Annotated in this window: 17 protein-coding genes; 8 read left to right on the top strand and 9 right to left on the bottom strand. The window is 66.5% G+C overall.

The features are described from left to right. The first annotated feature begins 157 nt into the window (after nucleotides 1–157). From QRN07_RS07500 to QRN07_RS07475, 6 genes are read left to right on the top strand one after another with little or no spacing between them, the layout of a single operon-like run. Entirely contained in the window at nucleotides 158–1,210 is a 1,053-nt protein-coding gene (locus tag QRN07_RS07500) for a DUF7847 domain-containing protein (RefSeq protein WP_285240730.1), read from the top strand. Then, a complete protein-coding gene (locus QRN07_RS07495; protein ID WP_056597167.1) occupies nucleotides 1,200–1,844 on the top strand; it encodes a DUF4129 domain-containing protein in 645 nt (214 codons plus the stop codon). The genes QRN07_RS07500 and QRN07_RS07495 overlap by 11 nt, the downstream gene beginning before the upstream one ends. Beyond that, nucleotides 1,841–3,070 (top strand): DUF4350 domain-containing protein, encoded by a 1,230-nt coding sequence (locus QRN07_RS07490; protein ID WP_235504658.1) that lies wholly within the window; start codon nucleotides 1,841–1,843, stop codon nucleotides 3,068–3,070. Before QRN07_RS07495 ends, QRN07_RS07490 begins: the two co-directional genes overlap by 4 nt. Continuing rightward, entirely contained in the window at nucleotides 3,067–4,062 is a 996-nt protein-coding gene (locus QRN07_RS07485) for an AAA family ATPase (protein ID WP_050687863.1), read from the top strand. The genes QRN07_RS07490 and QRN07_RS07485 overlap by 4 nt, the downstream gene beginning before the upstream one ends. After that, entirely contained in the window at nucleotides 4,062–5,354 is a 1,293-nt protein-coding gene (locus QRN07_RS07480; protein WP_056597164.1) for a DUF58 domain-containing protein, read from the top strand. Before QRN07_RS07485 ends, QRN07_RS07480 begins: the two co-directional genes overlap by 1 nt. Before the next feature lie 34 nt (nucleotides 5,355–5,388). Further along, complete coding sequence (locus QRN07_RS07475) at nucleotides 5,389–6,105, top strand: DUF4166 domain-containing protein (protein ID WP_050687865.1); 717 nt, start codon at nucleotides 5,389–5,391, stop codon at nucleotides 6,103–6,105. A gap of 13 nt (nucleotides 6,106–6,118) precedes the next feature. Here the strand turns inward: QRN07_RS07475 and QRN07_RS07470 are convergent, their stop codons facing one another. The 9 genes from QRN07_RS07470 to QRN07_RS07430 form a co-directional block, all read right to left on the bottom strand. Beyond that, a complete protein-coding gene (locus tag QRN07_RS07470) occupies nucleotides 6,119–7,177 on the bottom strand; it encodes a uroporphyrinogen decarboxylase/cobalamine-independent methonine synthase family protein (protein WP_157370898.1) in 1,059 nt (352 codons plus the stop codon). Further along, entirely contained in the window at nucleotides 7,174–7,578 is a 405-nt protein-coding gene (locus QRN07_RS07465) for a chorismate mutase (RefSeq protein ID WP_050687866.1), read from the bottom strand. Before QRN07_RS07465 ends, QRN07_RS07470 begins: the two co-directional genes overlap by 4 nt. Before the next feature lie 78 nt (nucleotides 7,579–7,656). Next, nucleotides 7,657–9,360: an ABC transporter ATP-binding protein gene (locus QRN07_RS07460; protein ID WP_050687867.1), complete on the bottom strand. Its 1,704-nt coding sequence runs from the start codon at nucleotides 9,358–9,360 to the stop codon at nucleotides 7,657–7,659. Next, complete coding sequence (locus QRN07_RS07455) at nucleotides 9,357–10,367, bottom strand: ABC transporter permease (RefSeq protein WP_056597158.1); 1,011 nt, start codon at nucleotides 10,365–10,367, stop codon at nucleotides 9,357–9,359. Before QRN07_RS07455 ends, QRN07_RS07460 begins: the two co-directional genes overlap by 4 nt. Nucleotides 10,368–10,369: 2 nt before the next feature. Then, complete coding sequence (locus QRN07_RS07450) at nucleotides 10,370–11,461, bottom strand: ABC transporter permease (protein WP_050687869.1); 1,092 nt, start codon at nucleotides 11,459–11,461, stop codon at nucleotides 10,370–10,372. Between the two features lie 117 nt (nucleotides 11,462–11,578). Further along, nucleotides 11,579–13,210 (bottom strand): ABC transporter substrate-binding protein, encoded by a 1,632-nt coding sequence (locus QRN07_RS07445; RefSeq protein ID WP_050687870.1) that lies wholly within the window; start codon nucleotides 13,208–13,210, stop codon nucleotides 11,579–11,581. Nucleotides 13,211–13,495: 285 nt separating this feature from the next. Further along, a complete protein-coding gene (gene mnmA, locus QRN07_RS07440) occupies nucleotides 13,496–14,629 on the bottom strand; it encodes a tRNA 2-thiouridine(34) synthase MnmA (protein WP_056597157.1) in 1,134 nt (377 codons plus the stop codon). Nucleotides 14,630–14,727: 98 nt separating this feature from the next. After that, nucleotides 14,728–15,963, bottom strand: coding sequence for a cysteine desulfurase family protein (locus QRN07_RS07435; RefSeq protein ID WP_285240729.1), 1,236 nt, complete (start codon nucleotides 15,961–15,963; stop codon nucleotides 14,728–14,730). 60 nt (nucleotides 15,964–16,023) lie between these two features. Next, nucleotides 16,024–16,719 carry a hypothetical protein gene (locus tag QRN07_RS07430; protein WP_350224280.1) on the bottom strand — a complete coding sequence of 232 codons (696 nt, stop codon included), beginning with the start codon at nucleotides 16,717–16,719 and terminating at the stop codon, nucleotides 16,024–16,026. A 234-nt stretch (nucleotides 16,720–16,953) separates the two neighbouring features. On the opposite strand from QRN07_RS07430, the gene QRN07_RS07425 reads away from it, so the two are divergent. Both QRN07_RS07425 and QRN07_RS07420 read left to right on the top strand, forming a co-directional pair. Then, the gene (locus tag QRN07_RS07425) at nucleotides 16,954–17,898 is read left to right on the top strand and encodes a J domain-containing protein (RefSeq protein ID WP_285240728.1); all 945 of its coding nucleotides are present in this window, start codon (nucleotides 16,954–16,956) and stop codon (nucleotides 17,896–17,898) included. A gap of 20 nt (nucleotides 17,899–17,918) precedes the next feature. After that, the gene (locus QRN07_RS07420; protein ID WP_285240727.1) at nucleotides 17,919–18,386 is read left to right on the top strand and encodes a tRNA (cytidine(34)-2'-O)-methyltransferase; all 468 of its coding nucleotides are present in this window, start codon (nucleotides 17,919–17,921) and stop codon (nucleotides 18,384–18,386) included. The last annotated feature ends 146 nt before the right edge of the window (nucleotides 18,387–18,532 follow it).

The following is an 18,532-nucleotide window of genomic DNA, read 5'->3' as shown; positions in this document are numbered from 1 at the left end:
AGCCCAAGGCCAACAACCCCCACAACAACCATGGGGCCAACCCGAAGGCCAGCAATCTGCCCAACAACCATGGGGCCAACGCCCGTCATGGGGTCCCCCTCCCCCGGCCTGGCAGGGAGGTCCGACCGGCGGCGCACCTTACGGCCAGCCCCGCTACATGGCACCGCCGAAACCCGGCACTGTCCCGTTGCGTCCATTGCTCTTCGGGGAAATCATGGACGGTTCCTTCCAGACCATCCGTCGTAACGCCAAGGCCATGCTCGGCGCCGGCCTCCTCGCGCAATCGTTGATCTACATCCTTACGGCGCTCCTGACCGCAGGCGCCGCCGCCGGAACCCTTTTCAATCCGGGGTGGGCGGACAACGCCACCGCAGCGGACTTCGCCGCCCTGGGGTTTGGGTTTGTGGGCGGGATCGCTGTTGCCGCGGTTTTGTCCGTTTTGGTGGCCACGATCCTGCAGGGCGCCATGGTGGTCCCGGTGGCCCGTGGGATCCTGGACCGCCGCACGGGCTTCCGCCAGATGTGGCAACTGGCCAGGTCCCGTACCGGAGCGCTCGTCAGGCTGGCGCTGGTGTACCTCGGCGCCGGCGTAGTCGCTGTCCTGATCCCCGTAGGCGTGGCTGCGCTGGTGATCAGCACCATGGACGCGACCGGCCTGTTGATCCTGCTGCCTGTTATGTTCGGGATGTTCGTCCTGTACATCTGGTTGACCATCAAGGTGCTGGTGGCACCGGCTGCCGTGGTCATTGAGGAACTGGGTGCCATGGCCGCCATCCGCAGGTCGTGGGGCCTGACCCGCGCCAACTGGTGGCGGATCCTGGGAATCACCCTGGTGGTGGGAATCCTTATTTCGGTCATCAGCCAGGTCGTGACCATACCCATCAGCCTTTTGGTCCAGTTCCTTGGCAGCACCGTCTCGCCCGACGGCGGAACCGGCGGTTCTGCCGGGTTGGCCATCGTTGGACTGGTTCTTACGGCCATTGTGGGCATCATGATTGGCGCCCTTGGTTACGCGTTCCAGACATCTGTGATGGCGTTGCTCTACCTCGACCTGCGGATGCGCAAGGACGGCCTGGATATTTCGCTGCTGCGGCTCCTGGAGTCCGGCGACGATCCCGACGGGATCCCCGGCCGGGGCCTGCCTGCAGGTGCTCCCGGCCAGGCTCCCGCGGCCGGCGCAACACCCGGAACCTGGCCGGATGTCCGCTGAACCCCCGCTGCTGCCAGGTGCTGACGAGGCCCGGCGGTGGGCCAGTGAGGAACTGGCCAGGCCTGAATACCGGGATGCCGCACCATCGTGGCTTGCCGACGCGTGGGAAACAGTCCTGGACTGGTTGAACTCCATCGGAGGACAGCCGGCCGAAGGCGCACCGGTCCCCAGCCCCGTCATCGGGATCGTTATAGCTGCCATCATCGCCGCGGCGGTTATCGTGGCCAGGCCCCGCTTGAACGCGAAGCACCGTAAGGCCAACCCAGTGTTCGAAAGCGCAAGCCAGCTTACTGCCGGGGACTTCCGGGAGCGGGCCGCAAAGTCCGCCGCCGAACAAAGGTGGGGGGACGCCGTCGTCGACCTGTTCCGGGCCATGGTCCGGTCAGCTGAGTACCGGACCATCCTGGACCCTGAACCCGGCCGCACTGCCGACGAGGCAGCGCGCGGGCTGTCCGCGGCGTTCGGCGCCGAAACCTTGCGCCTGGACCAGGCGGCAAGGACTTTCGACGCCGTCCGCTACGGCAATACGCCCGCTGAGGCCGCCGACTACCGGGACCTGGCAAGCCTGGATGCAGCGCTCGAAACCGCACGCCCTGCCCCCGCCGGCACCGAGCGCAGCGCGGCGCTGCCGTGAGCGCCGCTCCACAGGAAGCCACCGAGGCCACGGACGAACCTCCTTCGGACCCGGCCCTGGCTACCCGGAAATCAGGCTGGGTGCGCAGGCACCGCGGCCTGGCGATCCTGTCAAGTGTCGTCGCCGTGGGACTGGCCCTTGGCATTTGGAACCAGCTTGCCCCCAAGGGGGACAGTGAAACCCTGTCGCTCGCAAACGCCGGTCCCAACGGAAGCCGGGCTGTCGGCGAAATCCTTGGCCGACACGGTGTCGAGGTCCACCAGGCCGGTGATTTCGAAACCGCCATGGAGGCATTGGCGAACAGCGACTACCCCACCCTCCTGCTCTATGACCGCAGTGGCTTCCTTTCCGGCGAACAGCTTAGTGAACTGGCAGACTCGGCGGTACGGATAGTCGTGGTCACTCCCCGGCTTGCCACCCTTTCTGCCCTGACAGGGTCCGGGGCACCCGAGGACGCCACGACCCCGAACATCCGCCAGGCGGGAGTGGTACCGGACGGGGTGCCGGTCCTGGAACCCGGATGCTCACTGCCGGACGCCGTAGCGGCCGGTCCGGTGTCCGGAGACGCTGGCTTCACCTACGACGGCGGCACCACCTGCTACCGGCCGCAAGGTGCCGCCGGGGGAATGCTTGCCGTCAGCGACGATGAGCGGTTGACCGTCCTGGGCAGCACCACGATCCTGGGAAACAGGCACCTGGCCGAGCACGGTAATGCCGCCCTGGCCCTGCGCACCCTCGGCACCTCTGAAGACCTCGTCTGGTACCTGCCTTCCCTGGCGGACCTGGAACCATCCGGGGCCCCAACCTCCCTGGCGGAGCTGCGACCCAAGTGGGTGCCGTACCTGGGTCCCTGGCTGCTGATTGTCGCCCTGGCCGCCATCGTGTGGCGTGGCCGCCGGAATGGGCCGCTGGTGTTTGAACCGCTGCCGGTGGTGGTCAAAGCGGTGGAAACCGCGGAAGGGCGCGCGCGGCTTTACCACGATGCCCGCGCCCTTGGGCAGGCACGCGACAACCTACGCGCCGGAACACTGGTCCGGCTGTCCGGAAAGCTCAGGCTGGGACCGGAGGCCACCGATGCGCAGGCAATCGAGGCCCTGGCGCGCCTCCTGGGCCGGCCTGCTGACCGTATCCGAACACTAATTAACGAACACCCCGGCACCGAGGCCCGGTTGGTGGCCTGGGCGCAGGAACTGGACCAACTCGAGAAAGAGGTCAGGAATACATGAGCGACTACAGCAGCGGGCCCCGGGTCCTTGAATCAACGGAGCACGACGCGGCCCGTCAGGCGCTGCAGGATGTGCGCCGCGAGGTGGCGAAGGCCGTGGTGGGCCAGGACGCCACGGTCACCGGACTCCTCGTGGGCCTGCTCTCACAAGGACATGTGCTTCTTGAAGGTGTCCCGGGCGTGGCCAAAACGCTGCTGGTTCGTGCCTTGTCCGCGGCGTTGAGCCTGGACACCAAACGAGTCCAGTTCACCCCGGACCTGATGCCCGGAGACGTCACCGGTTCGCTGGTGTACGACTCCCGGACGGCAGACTTCACGTTCCGCGAAGGACCGGTTTTTACGAACATCCTGTTGGCTGACGAAATCAACAGGACGCCACCCAAAACGCAGGCATCCCTGCTGGAGGCCATGGAAGAGCGGCAGGTCTCGGTGGACGGGGTGTCCCGCAGGCTGCCGGCCCCGTTTATGGTGGCCGCCACGCAGAACCCTGTCGAATATGAAGGGACCTATCCGTTGCCGGAAGCTCAGTTGGACAGGTTCCTCCTTAAGCTCACCATGCAGCTGCCGGAACGCCACGACGAGGTTGAAGTCATCCGCCGCCACGCCGCCGGGTTCAACCCGCAGGACCTGGCCGCAGCAGGTATCCGGGCAGTGGCCGGTGCCGGGGACCTCGCGCTGGCCCGCGAAGCCATGGCAGCCGTTGCCGTGGAACCGGAAATCATTGGCTACATCGTGGACCTGGTGCGGGCCACCCGCACGGCCCCGTCCTTCCAGCTCGGCGTCTCTCCCCGTGGCGCCACCGCTTTACTGAATACGTCCCGGGCATGGGCGTGGCTTTCTGGCAGGAGCTTCGTCACCCCTGACGACGTGAAATCCCTGGCGCTGCCGTGCCTCCGGCACCGGGTGTCGCTCCAGCCCGAAGCGCAGATGGACGGCGTACGGGTGGACGATGTGCTGGGCAGCATCCTGGCATCCGTTCCTGTACCGCGCTGATGGCCGTTTCCGGGCGCTTTGTCCTCCTGGTCCTGCTTGGCCTGGTGCCCGTCCTGCTGCTTCCCGGACGGGCCACGGTCCTGACGACAGTGGGCGTGCTGGCTGCGTTGCTGGTCGCCGACGTGCTGCTGGCAGCGTCGCTCCGCTCCATTGAAGTGCTCCGGCCCAAGCCCGGCAGCGTCACCCTGCATGGCAGCGTCGAGGCCACCCTCACCATCCGGAACAACGGACGGCGCCGCCTCCGCGGCTCCATCCGCGACGGCTGGCAGCCGTCCGCAGGGGCCGAGAACCCCGTCCAGCACATCGATGTCCCGCCCGGCGAGGGACGCCGCGTCACCGTGAGGCTGCACCCGGTGCGCCGCGGAGACCTCCGGACCCCGCACATCACTGTCCGGGCCTTCGGACCACTCGGGCTTGCAGCAGGCCAGGTGACCATCACCTCTCCGGGCTCGCTGCGGGTCCTGCCTCCCTTTCATTCCCGACGCCACCTTCCGTCGAAGCTGCGGAAGCTGCGTGAACTCGACGGGAAGGCAGCGGTGCAGATCCGCGGCGGGGGCACGGAGTTCGATTCCCTCCGCGATTACGTGCGCGGAGACGACGTCCGGTCCATCGATTGGCGCGCCACCGCCCGCCGCTCCGCCGTGGTGGTCCGCACTTGGCGGCCCGAACGCGACCGGCGGGTGGTGATGGTCCTGGACGTCTCCCGGACCTCGGCCGCCAGGATCGGCGACGAAACCAGGCTGGACACGGGGATGGAAGCCGCGTTGCTGTTGGGGGTCCTGGCAGAGCGCGGCGGGGACCGGGTGGACTTCCTGGCCTTCGACAGGAGAATCCGGGCGCGTGCCGGTTCCGCCGGCCAGGGCAACCTCCTGGGCCGGATGGTGCAGGCCATGGCCCCCCTGGATGCCGAGCTCATCGAAATGGACTGGCCGGCGGTCCCGGCCGAGGTCCGGGCGGTGTCGGCCCACCGCTCCCTGGTGGTCCTGCTGACCTCACTCGACGGCGGAGCCCCGGAGGAAGGCCTCATTCCGGTGGCCGCCCAACTGGCCGGCCGCCACGTTGTGGTGGTTGCCGCCGTCAGGGACCCCCAGCTCGAAACCATGCTCCGCGATCGTGGGGACGCCAGCAGCGTCTTCCGGGCCGCCGCAGCCGAACGGACCCTGCTTCAGCGGGCTGCCGTCAGCGCCGAACTGCGCCGCTGCGGGGTGGAGGTAGTGGACGCTGAACCGCACCAGTTGCCGCCCGCCCTGGCCGATATGTACATCCGGCTCAAGGCGGCCGGTAGATTGTGAAGCCACAGCTGTTCGTCCCGGCAGGAGGCACGCCATGAACGTCCCCATTTACAAACAGGCCCTTGGGTCTGCTTTCGACAGGCTGCAGCCCGAGCTGCAGGAGTACTTTTCCTTGGTCCCTGGATCAGGCCAATACGGCGTGGGGGAAGGAACCTTCGATGTGGTGGGGTGCCGCCAGGACTGGCTGCGGCCGCTGCTGCGGATGACCGGCGGCGAGGAGGCGTTTTTCCCCGAGTACGGCGAGGACATCCCGTTCCGGATCGAAAACCATGCCCACCAGGATCCGTTCGGCCGCTCCAGCTTGACCGCACGGCGTGAAATCAGGTTCCCCGGGCGGACCCGGATTTTCCAGGACACCACCAGCGCCGAAAGGGACGGCGCGGCAGGCGCCAGGCTGGTGGACTACGTGGGCAGGTACCGGCGGATGGTCACTGACCTGAACCTCAGCGTCACCCCGGACGGCAAGCTCCGCGGGATCTCCGAGGCGTCCCGGCTTTTCCTCGGAGCTTTGCGGATTCCCCTGCCCGCGGCCCTGGACGCCAAAGCCTATGCACAGCAGTGGTGGGATCCGGCGGCCGGCACGGACGGCAGGCACCGGATCCAGGTCAAGGTGATCCAGCCCCAAATCGGGGTGGTGCTGGTGTACGCCGGCAGTTTCGACTACCGGTTGCGGCCTTACGCCGGCGGCAGCTCGGCCCAAAGTTTCCTGCCCCGCTACGCGCAGCCGGACCGCTGGGAAAACCGGACCTGACCGGTCGCGCCGCTCACGTCAGCTGGTTGAGCCCGTCCGCAACCTGGGTAAGCCTGCCCAGCACGGCCGTGGCCTGGGCTGGGGTCCGTGCCTGCGCACCGGCGGACGGCGTCACCCGGACCCCTGCCAGCGCGGCTGCCGGCAGGCCAAGCTGCCGCCAGGGGCGCCACACCCGTTCCACGCACTCCGCTGTCCGCGGCAGCTCCGCTGACGGATCCAGGACACCGGCCCACAGCCGTTTGCCGGCCTCCACCGCACCGGCCAGTTGTTCCCACTGCCGGTTGGTCAACGCCTTCATCGGCACGGCGATCCCGTCAGCTCCGGCGGCAAGGATTTGGTCAAACGGAGCCTCGATCTCCGGAACTGAGACCACGATTTCTGCAGCACCGGCCAGGCGCAGCGAATCCAGGACCACGCGCCAGGACTCGCGGGCCTCGGAGGCGGCGACGGCCCGCAGGGTGCGGTACCCACTGGAGGTGGGGATGCTTCCGGCCAGGACGGCAGCGATGTCGGGCTCATCCACCTGGACCACCAGCCGGGCGCCGGGAACTGCCGCGGATACCCGGGCCAGGTAAGCGCCCACTCCAGCGGCGAGCGAGGCCGCCAAGTCACGGCGGGCACCGTAGTCGAGCAGGGCCCGTTCGCCGTTATGGAGGTGCAGGCCGGCCGCGAGGCTCATCGGCCCCACAAGCTGGACCTTGATTTCGGCCGCTGAGGTGTCCTCGGCGCCCACCACGTCGGCCAGGATATTAATGTCGGTGGACAGCGCGGACACGGCCCGCCGGTGGTCCTTGCCGGGCCGGTCCACCAGCCGCCAACCGTATGGCTGGACGTCCACTGCCAGTTCTTCGAGGAGCGTGGCGGTGCGGCCAAGGGCGTCCGAGCCCACGCCACGGTCCGGCAGTTCCGCGAGGAAGGGCAGGTGCGGGCTGCCCAGTTCACCCCTGATGATCCGCGTGGCCTCCAGTGGATCGTCGCCGGGCCATGGGCCCAGGGCGGTGGCCGTCACTTCCAGGGGCGGCGCCTGCACCGGCGCGGCTGTGGCGCCTTGGTCCTGCGGTTCAACCCTCATGCGGTGGTGGCGGCCTGGGTATCCAGGGCGGCGGCCTGATGGCCCTCCGCGATGGCTTCGTGGTGCCGGATCACCTCGCCGATGATGAAATTGAGGAATTTCTCGGCGAAGGCAGGGTCGAGGTGGGCGTCTTCGGCCAACCGCCGGAGCCTGGCGATCTGGGCGGCTTCCCGCCCCGGGTCACCGGCCGGAAGGCGGTGGTTGGCTTTGAGGAAGCCCACCTTCTGGGTCGCCTTGAAGCGCTCGGCCAGGAGGTACACCAGGGTCGCGTCGATGTTATCGATGCTTGAGCGGATGGACAGCAGTTCGGCCATCACCGAGTTGTCCACTTGCCCGGCCAGGGAACTGGCTGCGGGGTCGAAGTCGTCGGGGTCAGGGGTGCCGGGGTTGTGCTGCGTCATGGGTCAAGTCTATGGGCAGCAACGGCAGGCACCGGGCGTGTTAAGCCCGGTGCCTGCCGCGCCCAGCGGTCCTGCTGCTCAGATGCCCAGCAGCGCCCGGTGCTCTTCCCGCCGTCGTGCCTGCTCATCAGGGTCCGGCACCGGCAGGGATGCCACCAGCCGCTTGGTGTAGTCGTGGCCGGGGTTGCCCATCACCTGGCTGCCGATGCCTTGTTCCACCAGTTTCCCCTTGTACAGAACTCCCACCCACTGGGAGAGGATGTCCACCACGGCGAGGTCATGGCTGATGAAAAGGCAGCCGAAACCAAACTCCTCCTGGATGTCCCGGAACAGCTCCAGGACTTTCGCCTGCACCGATACGTCAAGTGCAGACGTCGGCTCATCTGCGATCAGCAGCCTGGGGTTCAGGCTGAGGGCGCGTGCCAGGGAAGCGCGTTGGCGTTGCCCGCCGGAGAGTTCGTGCGGGTACCTTCCCGCGTACGACGCCGGCAGCTGGACTGATTCAAGCAGCCCGGCAACGCGTTGACGGGCCTGCGCCGGGCTCGGCTTGGTATGGATCAGCATGGGTTCGGCGATGCAGTCGCCGATGGTCAGCTGGGGGTTGAAGGACGCGGCCGGGTCCTGGAACACAAAGCCGATGTCCTTCCGGAGCGGTTTGAAGGCGCGTTCTTTCATTCCCAGCATCTCAAAGCCCAGCACCTTGAGGCTGCCGCCGGTGGTGCGGTTCAGCCCTGCGATGGCCCGGCCGATGGTGGTCTTCCCGGACCCCGACTCCCCCACCAGCCCGAACACCTCCCCCTTGGACAAAGTAAGGGACACACCGTCCACGGCGCGGAACGCCGGGGCGCCCAGCCTCCCTGGGTATTCGATGACCAGGTCTTTGGCTTCGACCAGGACTTCGGCCCCCTGATGGGCCCGGGTGCTCAGTGTGGCCGACGCCGAATCGCGCCCGAGGTGCGGCACCGCGGCCAGGAGGTCTTTTGTGTAGTCCTGGCGCGGTTCGGCGAAAAGCGTCCGGGCGGACGCTTCCTCGACGATGTCGCCCCGGTACATCACCACCACCCGGTCAGCGAGGTCAGCCACCACTCCCATGTTGTGGGTGATGAGGACAATCGAGGTGCCGTACTTATCGCGGAGGTCCCGCAGCAGTGCCAGGATTTCGGCCTGGACTGTGACGTCCAGGGCGGTGGTGGGTTCGTCCGCCACAATCAGCCCTGGATTCAGTGCCAGGGCGGCTGCAATGACCACACGCTGCTTCTGCCCGCCGGAGAACTGGTGCGGGTAGTAGTTGACGCGCTTTTCCGGGTCGGGGATGCCCACCTTGCGGAGGGCTTCGATGGCCCGCTCCTTGGCTTCCCGGGATGAGAGCTTCCTGCCGCTCTCCTTGTCTGCGTGGGCGCGAAGGCCCTCGGCGATCTGCCAGCCCACCGTGAAGACCGGGTTCAGGGCCGTGGACGGTTCCTGGAACACCATTGCCACGTCACGGCCGCGGATCTGCCGCAGCCGTCCCGGGCTGACGCTGATGACGTCTGCACCGTTAATGAGGACAGTTCCTGAGGAAGTGGCGGTTTCGGGCAACAGGCCCAAAATGGTTTTGGCGGTAACGGTTTTGCCGGACCCTGATTCGCCGACGATGGCGAGTACTTCGCCGGGGCGGACGTCGAGGCTGACGCCCCTGACCGCGTGCACGTCCCCGCCGTCGGTGGCGAAGGTGACGCTCAGGTTATTGATTGCCAGGACCGGTGCTGGCAGGCCGGGCGTTGAGGGCGATGAGGTGCTCATGCCTTGCTTCCTTTCTCGGCGGATGCCGGGACCACGGCGGCGCGGGCCCGCTTGCGGCCGCGAAGGCGGGGATCGTTGAGGTCGTTGATGCTTTCGCCTACCAATGTCAGGCCCAAAACGGTCCAGACTATGGCCAGGCCCGGGAACACCCCCGTCCACCAGATGCCCGACGTTGTATCGGCGAGCGCCTTGTTCAAGTCGAAGCCCCACTCAGCTGCGGAACTGGGTTCGATACCGAAGCCGAGGAACCCCAGGGCGGCAAGGGTCAGGATGGCTTCGGAGGCGTTGAGCGTGAAGATCAGCGGCAGCGTTCGGGTGGCATTCCGGTAGATATGCCGGGTGATGATGCGCAGGTTGGACGCACCAACCACCTTCGCTGATTCCACGAAGGGCTCCGATTTCAGCCTGATGGTTTCCGCCCTGATGACCCGGAAATATTGCGGGATGAACACCACGGTGATGGAGGTGGCCGCGGCCATGATGCCGCCGAAGAGGCTGGACTGTCCACCGCTGATCACAATGGCCATGACGATGGCTACCAGCAGCGAGGGGAACGCATATACGGCGTCGGCCACCACCACCAGTATCCGGTCCAGCCAGCCGCCAAGGTAGCCGCTGACAAGGCCCAGCGCGACGCCGGCGAAAATGGACAGCGCCACGGCCACCACGATCACCAGCAAAGCGGTCTGGGTTCCCCAGAGAACCCTGGAGAGGACGTCATAGCCACCCACAGTGGTGCCCCAGAGGTGCTTGCCGCCGGGGGGCTGCTGGCTGGGGAAGCTGCCGTCCGCGTCGGAGAGCTGGGCGAACCCGAAGGGTGCCAGCAAAGGAGCCAGCGCCGCAGCCAACAAAAAGGTTCCTGTCAGGACCAACCCGATCACCAGCATCCCTCGCTGCAGCCCAACGCTGCGGCTCAGGTGCGAGACAACCGGCAACCGCCGGAACAGGCCTGCGCGGGGGTTGGCCACGGGAACGGGGGCTTCTGCGCCCTGGGGTGTGCTGCTCATGATCAGTACCTCACACGCGGGTCGATCAACGCGGCGATGATGTCCACGATGAAGTTTGTCAGGGCCACAATTACTGCCAGCAGCACCACGATGCCCTGGACCGCCACAAAGTCCCGGGCGGTCAGGTAGGTTGCCAGCTGGAAACCAAGGCCCTTCCATTCGAAGGTCTTTTCGGTCAGGACCGCTCCGCCCAGCATCACGGCGATCTGCAGGCCCATCACCGTAATGATCGGAATCAGCGCCGGTTTATAGGCGTGTTTGGTGACCAGCCGATACTCGCTGACGCCGCGGGAGCGACCCGCTTCCACATAGTCCCGGCCCAGGGTGCCAATCACGTTTGTCCTGACCAGCCGCAGGAAGATGCCGGCGGTCAGCAGGCCCAGGGCCAACGCGGGGAGTACCGCGTGGGCCATCACATCCCCCAGCGCTGCCATGTTGCCGCTGCGGAGGGCGTCCAGCCAGTAGATTCCGCTGGGAGCCTGAAGGGCTGTCAGTGCCAGCTCGTTGGAGGTTTTGGCCCGGCCGGCGACGGGAAGCCAGCCCAGCCACACGGAAAACGTCAGTTTCAGCAGCAGCCCGGCGAAAAAGACCGGGGTGGCATAGCAAAGGATGGCAAAGATCCGCAGGACGGCATCGGGCAGGTGGTCACGCCGATGGGCAGCCACCATGCCAAGGGGGATGCCGATCAGCAGCGCAACGATCAAGGCATTAATGCTCAGTTCAAGGGTGGCGGCACCGTACGTTGTCAGCACTTCGGTCACTTTGCGGTTATCGGAGAGGGTGGTTCCGAAGTTGCCGGTGACCAGTTGCCCCAGGTACTCGAAGTACTGGACAAAGATCGGCCGGTCATAGCCCGCCGCCTGGATCCGTTCCTGCAGCTGTTCGGGGGGCAGGCGCCCGCCCAGGGCTGCGGTGATGGGATCGCCGGTGATCCGCATCAGGAAGAACACCATGGTCACCAGGATGAAGATGGTTGGAAAGATCAAGAGGAATCGGATCAGGATATATTGGCCAAGCCCTCCGCCGGAGGACTTTTTGGCGGCCTGTAGTGCACCGTCCGTTTCCGGGGGCGGGGCGTCGATCAGTGTTGTCAATGGATCACCTAAGAATGTGGTGCCCGCGCCAAGCGTCCCCAAACGCCGGCCGGGCCCGTCAACGGGGCGGGACACCTACAGGTGTTCCGCCCCGTTGCCCGTCAGGGCCGGATGGACTTACTTGGAGATGACGCCGAGGCGCGTCTTGAAGGAAGCGTCCAGGGTGGTCTCGACTCCCTTGACGTCCGCTCCGGAGACCAGCACCTGCGCGCCCTGGAGCAGGGGCAGGGTGGAGAGGTCCTTGGCAACCGCTTCCTGGGTCTCGCCGAGGATCTTGACGCGTTCGTCCTTATCAACAGTTGTCAGCTGCTTCTGGATCAGGGCAGCGACGTCGGCGTTCTCGTAGTGGTTCTTGAGGAAGTTGTTGGGTACGAAGAACGGGGTGAGGTAGTTGTCAGGGTCGGAGTAGTCCGGGAACCAGCCCAACTGGTAAACCGGGTACGCGTCAGCAGTCCGGTCCTTCGAGTAGGTGACCCATTCGGTGGACTGCAGGTCCACGGTGAACAGGCCCGACTTTTCCAGCTGTTCCTTGATCATGGCGTACTCATCTCCGGAGGAGCTGCCGTAGTGGTCAGGGTTGTATTGGAGCTTGATGTTGACGGGCCCGCTCACGCCCGCGTCTGAGAGTGCCTTCTTGGCTTTGTCCAGGCTGGGCTTGCCATTGTCGCCGTAAAGTTCCTTCATGGGCTGTTCAGCACCAAGGAAGCCATCGGGAACCACGGAGTATGCAGGCAGGTAGGTGCCCTTGTAGACCTGGGTGGCAATCGCATCCCGGTCCACGATGTTGGCCATGGCCTGGCGGACCGCCAGCGCCTTGGCCGGATCGGCCTCCGCGGTTTTGGCACCGAACGGCATGGTGTCGAAGTTGAAGACGATGTAGCGCAGTTCCCCGCCGGGTCCCTTGTGGACCTTGACCTTGGAGTCGCCCTCCAGGTCGGCCACATCCGTTGCCGTCAGCGAGCGGCCGGCAACGTCGATGTTGCCTTGCTGCACATCCAGCTTGAGGTTATTGGCGTCCGCGTAGTACTTGATGTTGGCTCCGCCATTGGCCGGCGCACCGAGCAGGCCCTTGTAGTCGGCGTTCGGCTTGAGGCTGATGAGCTCATTCTTCTTGTAGCTCTCGATGGTGTACGGGCCGGCGAAAGGTTTGGCAGCGACGATGTCATCGTCAGACATGACCTTGTCCTTGGGAAACACTTCCTCGTCGATGATCGGGCCGGTGTTGGATGCCAGGACGCCGGCAAACACCTGGTCGTTGGCGGCCTTGAGCTTAAACACCACGGTGGCATCGTCCGTGGCCTCGACCGAGTCCAGGTTGGCAAAGAGTGATGCTGGACCGTTGGGGTCATTGATGGCGATGATCCGCTCCACGGAGAACTTCACGTCCGAGGACGTCAGCTCATGGCCGTTGGCAAACTTCAGGCCGGATTTGAGCTTGACGGTGTAGTCGGTGGGTGCCGTGAAGGAGGCCGACTCGGCGATGTCGGGGACGGCGTCGGCGCTGCCGGGCTTCGCGTTGAGCAAGAACGGGTAAATCTGGTTCATCACCAGGAAGGAGCCTGCGTCGTAGGACCCTGCCGGATCCAGGGTGACAACCTTGTCCGTGGTGCCAAAGGTGATGGTGCTGCTGCTGGAGCCTTCGGTTGAGGTCCCGCCACCGCCCGAGGGGCCCGTGCAGGCCGTCAGTGCCAGGGCGGAAATGCCTGCCAGCGCGATCGCGCCGTTCAGGGCCTTGTTGCTCTTCATCATCTGTGAACTTTCTGTTCGATGAGTACGCGCCTGCCGCCCGCTAAGGGGTCACTTCGCCTAAGCGGGAGGTGCGCTGTGCTGATGCGTTGATTCAACCACCGACCCACCCGCCGCAACGGGTGATTTGTGAGTTGAGACACAAAATTTACACGATTGATCAGCGACTCTCACTTCGGCGCGGCGCCGACAACCCTTGAAGCGGCCCGGCGGAGTCCGGAACAGGCCTGGGCCGGGGCACAGCAAAATGCGCCGCCCCTCATGGGACGGCGCATCAGCGTGGGTGGCTTAGAGCTCCGTCCGCTGCAGCGAGCGGGCGGCGTCGATGGTGGCCTGGCCCAGGACCCGGCTGCCCTGGTAGAGGACCACCGTCTGGCCGGGGGCGACTCCGCGGAGCGGCGTGCCGAGGCGGACCACCAGCTGGCCCGGTGCCGAGGCGTCAGCATCGGGTTCCATCCAGGCCTGCGCCGGCACGGGGTCGCCGTGCGCACGGACCTGGGCGTAGCAGTCAAAGCCGGCGCCCGTTCCAACTTCGCTGATGGGCAGACCGGCCCAGGACACCTTGATGCCACGGATCTCGTCGATGGCCAGGAGGGCTTCCGGGCCCACCACAACCTTGTTTTCCTTGGGCCGGATCTCCAGGACAAAGCGCGGTTTTCCGTCGGCGGCCGGGGTGCCCAGCTTCAGCCCGCGGCGCTGTCCGACGGTGAAGGCATTGGCGCCGGGGTGCTCGCCTACTTTGGTCCCGGTTTCGTCCACGATGTCCCCGGTGGACATGTCGATCTTCTCGGCCAGCCAGCCGGCTGTATCGCCGTCGGGAATGAAGCAGATGTCGTGGCTGTCCGGCTTGTTGGCGACGGAGAGTCCGCGGCGCTCAGCCTCGGCCCGTACCTCGGCCTTGGATGGCGTTTCGGCCAACGGGAACATGGAGTGCTTGAGCTGCTCGTGGGTGAGCACGCCGAGGACGTAGCTTTGGTCCTTGGCCCAGTCAGCGGCCCGGTGCAGTTCCCGGTTTCCGTCGGCGTCCTCGATCACCTTGGCATAGTGCCCGGTGCAGACGGCGTCAAAGCCGAGCGCAATGGCTTTTTCCAGCAGGGCGGCGAACTTGATCCGCTCGTTGCACCGCATGCAGGGGTTGGGGGTACGGCCCGCGGCGTATTCGTCGATGAAGTCCTGGACCACATCCTCTTTGAACCGCTCGGAGAAGTCCCACACGTAATACGGGATGCCCAGCACGTCGCAGGCACGCCACGCGTCGCGGGAGTCCTCGATGGTGCAGCAGCCTCGGCTGCCGGTGCGCAAGGTGCCGGGCATCCGGGACAGCGCCAGGTGGACGCCGACGACGTCGTGCCCGGCTTCGACGGCACGGGCTGCGGCAACGGCGGAATCAACGCCGCCGCTCATGGCTGCTAGAACTCGCATGCTGGCTTTCTGGTTGATGGTTCCGGCGCTTCCACCGGAAGGTGCGGACCGGCCAGGCTGGTCCCCGGAAACGATCCTCGCCTATCTATTCTACGGGCCTATGCAAACCCGGCGCCGGTTCCCTGCCGGGCCACCGTTCCCGCTGTCTGGATCGACGACTCATGCCCGGCCATTCCTGCCTGCCGTGCACGGGCGTAAGCCTCGGGCAACGCAGTGAGCAACGCGTCGACGTCGGCCTCAGTGGAACTGTGCCCCAGCGTGAAGCGCTGCGCGCCGCGGGCAGTCTCCTCGTCCAGCCCCATGGCGAGCAATACGTGCGAGGGACGGGGGACGCCCGCGGTACAGGCCGAACCCGTGGAGGACTCCACTCCGGCCAGATCCAGGAGGAACAGGAGGGAGTCGCCTTCGCAACCGGGAAACGTAAAGTGTGCGTTGCCCGGCAGGCGGTCCGGCGCCGCTGCACCGCGAAGGACGGCGGAAGGGACGCGGTCAAGGACGCCGGCCACCAACCGGTCCCGGAGTTCCGCGATCCGCAGCGCATCCGGTCCGAGCGCGGCAGCGGCGCCCTCGGCTGCCGCTGCGAAGGCCGCAATGGACGGGGTGTCCAGGGTGCCCGAACGGACGTTGCGTTCCTGGCCCCCGCCGTGCTGGACCGGGGTCAGGGTAACCGCCCTGCCCAACAGAAGGGCCCCCACCCCCACGGGTCCGCCGATTTTGTGGCCGGAAACGGACATCGCGGCCAAGCCGGATGCCTTGAAGTCCACCGGCACGGAACCAAACGCCTGGACCGCATCGGAGTGGACCGGAATGCCACTGGCGCTGGCGATTTCCACAATGCGGCTGATGGGCTGGACCGTACCCACTTCATTGTTGGCCCACATCACTGTCACCAGCGCGATGCTTTTGGGGTCGCGCGCGATTTCGGCCGCCAGGACTTCGAGGTCCAGGACGCCTGCGGCATCCACCGGCAACCACGTGACCTGGGCACCCTCGTGGCGTTCCAGCCATTCCACCGTGTCCAGTACTGCATGGTGTTCGACGGCGGAGCAGAGGATGCGCCGTCGGGTGGGGTCGGCTGCCACCCGGGCCCAATACAGGCCCTTCACCGCGAGGTTGTCCGCCTCCGTGCCGCCGGACGTAAAGATCACTTCCGACGGATGGGCGCCCGCGGCAGCCGCAACGGTTTCCCGGGCGTCCTCGACCACGCGGCGGGCCCGCCGCCCGGCCCCGTGCAGTGACGACGGGTTTCCTGTGCGGGCAAGCTCGCGGGTCATGGCGGCCAGGGCCCCGGCCGAAAGCGGCGTGGTGGCGGCATGGTCAAGGTAGGCAGGCACCTGCCCATTCTATCGCTGGGCCTTTCCACCCCCCACCGGTCCCACCGCACATGCGGGCCGCTAGTTGGCGGGCGGCAAAACCGGCAGGAACCGTTCCACTTCCGAACGGGCAGCGGCCAGGGAACCTGCATCCGGGCACGACACGGACACGTAGATGGATGAACCCGCGGTCCCGAACAGGCGGGCCAGGACAGCGGTGGCCCGTCCGCCGGCGGCCGCGGCTTCTGTGAGGACCAGGACCTCGACCGATTTTGGCGGCGCGTCATTGTCGCCGCCCCACCGCAACGATCCCGGCTTCAGGTATTCGGGAAGGATGGTTGGGTCCAGGTACTGGAAAAGAGCAACCGTTGAGTCGCGGTCGTCCTGCCGCACCAGGGGCCCCTGGTCGGTTCGGACTTTGGCGGCAGCCACGCAGCCATCCGCCTTGGCGTATTGGCTTTCACCTGCCACGTTGGCCTTGGCGAGCTTCCAGCCGGGAACCTCTGCCAAGGAATCTCCGATCCCTACGGGGACCCCAGGGGCCAAGACCCCGCCGGCAGAGAACGGCATGTCCTGCGCTGCCACCGCATCAGCGTCGTGACCAGGAGTTATGGTGGGCGTCGCCGGCGCAGCGCTGTTGCTGACCGGGGCCGGTGCGGCAGGGTCGCGCACGTCAACGCTGCAGGCACCCAGCAACGCCACGGCGAGCGCGGCTGCCGCCAGTTGCGCCGCCCGTTGCACGGCGTTCCGGCCCCTGCCCGCCGTCGTCGTCCGCAAAACCATCTCCAACCCCAATGCTTCCTGCGCTGCCGGTCCAGGCGCGCAAGTCGAGTCTAAACTCCGTCCTGGCCGCCGGGCACAGGGAACCAGCGGGGCCTCCATGGGCGTTGACAAAGAAAGGACCAGTCCTGCCGGCACCGGTCCGTACTGCCTGGGAAGCGATCACGCTGGCTAAACTGGGCAGGCCGGTCCGCCTCCCGGGTGATTGGCCACAATGCAAAGGATGAGTGTTTGACCGAGAGCAGCAGCTCCCATTACCAGGTCCTCCAGGTGGCCGTCACCGCCACCGAGAAGGAAATCAGAGTGGCGTACCGTCGCGCCGCCAGGACCGCCCATCCGGACCAGGGCGGTGACGCTGCAGCGTTCCGCCGCGTGACCTCGGCCTACGAAACGCTGATCGACCCCCAGCGCCGCAAGGCCTACGACCGTTCCTATGCGGCCGGAACCACCGGGACTGGCACCGGGAGCTCCGAAGCGCATTTTGATGCGCCGCCTGCAGGCAGCCGGGCCTCGGCCACTGTCCACCGGCCTGCCACCGCCAGGAATACGGCCGGTGACCCGCCCGTCTACGTCCCGCCGTTCGGTGCGGGCAACGGCGTTCCGCTGCTCTCCCTGACGGAAGCCAGCCAACAGGTCCACGGCATGCCCCGCAAGCGCGGGATCTTCGGCGCGGAAGCCCGGATCCAGCGGGAGATGCGCACAGTCCAGCTGCTGAGCCGCCAGGTCCTGCCTGCCATTCCGGCGGCCCGGCTCATCAACGGCCTGCAGTCCCCTGCCGACAACAGCCACATCGACCATGTCCTTTTCTCCGGCTACCGGCTGGCCCTGATCGGTTCCATGCTGCTGCCCAAGGGCGCTTACGCCTGGGACGGCCAGACACTGAACCACGGCGGGCGCTCCATTGCCCCGCCGCAGCTGGGCCACGTGGTGCGGGCCATGCAGGACATCTTCCCCGAACTCAACGTGACCGGATGGACGGTGGTCCACAGCCCCGGGGGCAACCTGCACGAACCAGTCATCGACCACCATCGCCGCTCCGCAGGCGGTTTGGACAGCGTGCAGATCGTCAACGCCGCGGGAATGGTCCGGGGCCTCAAGGAGTTCCTGGCCTCGGGGCCGGCGCCAAACACCGTCAACGTGTCAGTGCTCGCCAGGCTGCTGCGCGGCATGCACTGAGCCTTGGCTAGGATTGATCCGTGTTCCGCATCCTCTTCCACTCCCCCGAAATCCCCGGCAATACCGGCAACGCCATCAGGCTGGCCGCCATCACCGGCGCCGAGCTGCACCTGGTGGAACCGCTCGGGTTCGACTTTTCCGACGCCAAACTCCGCCGCGCCGGACTGGATTACCACGACCTTGCACTGGTGACGGTCCACCCGGACATCAACGCAGCGTGGCAACACCTTGAGCCGGAGCGCGTCTACGCGTTCACCTCGGATGGAACGGCCAGCTACACCGACATCGCCTACCAGCCCGGGGACGTCCTGATGTTCGGGCAGGAGTCCGTGGGGCTGCCCGCGGCGCTGAAATCAGATCCGCACGTGACCGCCACTGTCCGGCTGCCCATGCTCCCCGCCCTGCGCTCGCTCAACCTCGCAAATGCAGCCTCGATCGCCGTCTACGAAGCCTGGCGGCAAAACGGTTTCGCCGGCGCCCGAATCTGAGCAGCCTGGTGCGGCCATGACGCCCCGGGCCACGTCCCCCCGGCGGATTGAAACAATTACCGTGCCCCGCCCATCCGCCTGACCTGCAGCGCCGAATTACACCTGAGAACATTCCACGGCACATGAGGAGCGGCAGGTGACACTTC

Origin of the sequence: Pseudarthrobacter sp. MEB009, assembly GCF_030208875.1 — a bacterium.
Classification (GTDB): domain Bacteria; phylum Actinomycetota; class Actinomycetes; order Actinomycetales; family Micrococcaceae; genus Arthrobacter.
This window is presented reverse-complemented; position numbering and strand designations above follow the sequence as displayed.

What these genes read in the sequence shown, in the direction of transcription:
- QRN07_RS07485 (WP_050687863.1), top strand. Translation starts at nt 3,067, where the DNA reads ATGAGCGACTACAGCAGCGGGCCCCGGGTCCTTGAATCAACGGAGCAC.
- QRN07_RS07465 (WP_050687866.1), bottom strand. Translation starts at nt 7,578, where the DNA reads ATGACGCAGCACAACCCCGGCACCCCTGACCCCGACGACTTCGACCCC.
- QRN07_RS07495 (WP_056597167.1), top strand. Translation starts at nt 1,200, where the DNA reads ATGTCCGCTGAACCCCCGCTGCTGCCAGGTGCTGACGAGGCCCGGCGG.
- QRN07_RS07500 (WP_285240730.1), top strand. Translation starts at nt 158, where the DNA reads ATGGCACCGCCGAAACCCGGCACTGTCCCGTTGCGTCCATTGCTCTTC.
- QRN07_RS07460 (WP_050687867.1), bottom strand. Translation starts at nt 9,360, where the DNA reads ATGAGCACCTCATCGCCCTCAACGCCCGGCCTGCCAGCACCGGTCCTG.
- mnmA (WP_056597157.1), bottom strand. Translation starts at nt 14,629, where the DNA reads ATGCGAGTTCTAGCAGCCATGAGCGGCGGCGTTGATTCCGCCGTTGCC.
- QRN07_RS07480 (WP_056597164.1), top strand. Translation starts at nt 4,062, where the DNA reads ATGGCCGTTTCCGGGCGCTTTGTCCTCCTGGTCCTGCTTGGCCTGGTG.
- QRN07_RS07470 (WP_157370898.1), bottom strand. Translation starts at nt 7,177, where the DNA reads ATGAGGGTTGAACCGCAGGACCAAGGCGCCACAGCCGCGCCGGTGCAG.
- QRN07_RS07475 (WP_050687865.1), top strand. Translation starts at nt 5,389, where the DNA reads ATGAACGTCCCCATTTACAAACAGGCCCTTGGGTCTGCTTTCGACAGG.
- QRN07_RS07455 (WP_056597158.1), bottom strand. Translation starts at nt 10,367, where the DNA reads ATGAGCAGCACACCCCAGGGCGCAGAAGCCCCCGTTCCCGTGGCCAAC.
- QRN07_RS07445 (WP_050687870.1), bottom strand. Translation starts at nt 13,210, where the DNA reads ATGATGAAGAGCAACAAGGCCCTGAACGGCGCGATCGCGCTGGCAGGC.